Below are 1,200 nucleotides of genomic sequence, written 5' to 3'. Positions count from 1 at the left end.
CGAAGACGAGCCAGGCTCCACGAGCCACCGCGAGTCTTCCGCGCAGGGCCACACCTCCTTGACCCACCCGGCCACCGCATCGTCGTCCCGCTCCAGGGCGCGCCTGGCCGGGGCCTGACGGGACCATGAACCGCCCCGGATCGAATAGATACTCGATTTGATGAAAGGATCGAGTTATGGCACGACCTTCCCGTTACCCGCTTGAGCTCCGCCGTCGTGCGGTGCGCATGGTCGCCGAGGTGCGCGACGACCACCCGAACGAGACTGCCGCCCTGCAGGCGGTGGCCGACAAGCTCGGCATCGGCTCCCGCGAGAAGCTTCGGAACTGGGTGAAGCAGCAGGAGATCGACGCGGGAGCGCGAGTGGGGATGACGACGGAGGAGTCCGCCCAGATCAAGGCGTTGAAGAAGGAGAGCGCCGAACTGAAGCGGGCCAACGAGATCCTGAAGGCCGCGGCGAGTTTCTTCGCGGCCGAGCTCGACCGGCCACACACACGCTCGTAGCCTTCATCGACGAGCACCGGGGCCGCTTCGGCGGCGTCGAGCCGATCTGCAGAACCTTCACCGAGCACGACTGCAAGATCGCCCCTTCCACCTACTACGCCCACAAGAAACGCCTCGAAACCCCCTCCGCCCGCTTCGTGCGCGATGAGGAACTCAAAGAGCGAATCCAGGAGGTCTACACGTCCAACTACCGCGTGTACGGGGCCCGGAAGATCTGGCACGAGCTGAACCGGCAAGGCCATGCCGTGGCCCGTTGCACCGTCGAGCGTCTGATGCGCGAGCTCGGCATCGCCGGCGCCGTCGGAGGCAAGAAGGTGATTACGACGATCACTGACGCGGCCGCCGACCGAGCCCCGGACCTCCTCGACCGCGACTTCGTCGCCAGTGCCCCCAACCGCTGCTGGGTCGCCGACTTCACACACGTCGCCACCTGGAGCGGCGTCGTCTACGTCGCCTTCGTCGTGGACACCTTCTCCCGGCGCATCGTCGGCTGGTCCGCCTCCACGAACAAGGAGACCAAGCTCGTCCTGGACGCCCTGGAGATGGCCCTGTGGCAACGCGACCGGGACGGATCCCCGCACGCACAGGGCGAGTTGATACATCACGCGGACAGGGGATCGCAGGGCGGATTCAATCGGTCGTCGCAATACCTTCATTTCGGAGGTGTTCAAGATCGCTACGGAGGACTGGAGCAGGA

2 protein-coding genes are annotated in these 1,200 nt (G+C 65.7%); both read left to right on the top strand.

Going from position 1 to position 1,200, the window contains the following annotated elements:
- Positions 1–176: 176 nt before the first annotated feature.
- The gene (locus ACFWI9_RS34525; protein ID WP_387169305.1) at positions 177–503 is read left to right on the top strand and encodes a transposase; all 327 of its coding nucleotides are present in this window, start codon (positions 177–179) and stop codon (positions 501–503) included.
- Between the two features lie 5 nt (positions 504–508).
- Positions 509–1,200: IS3 family transposase (locus ACFWI9_RS34520; RefSeq protein WP_387169308.1), on the top strand; the 692-nt coding region annotated here is incomplete at its 3' end.

The sequence above is a fragment of the Streptomyces sp. NPDC127084 genome (genome assembly GCF_042724175.1).
In the GTDB taxonomy this organism is placed as follows: Bacteria; Actinomycetota; Actinomycetes; order Streptomycetales; family Streptomycetaceae; genus Streptomyces.
This window is presented reverse-complemented; position numbering and strand designations above follow the sequence as displayed.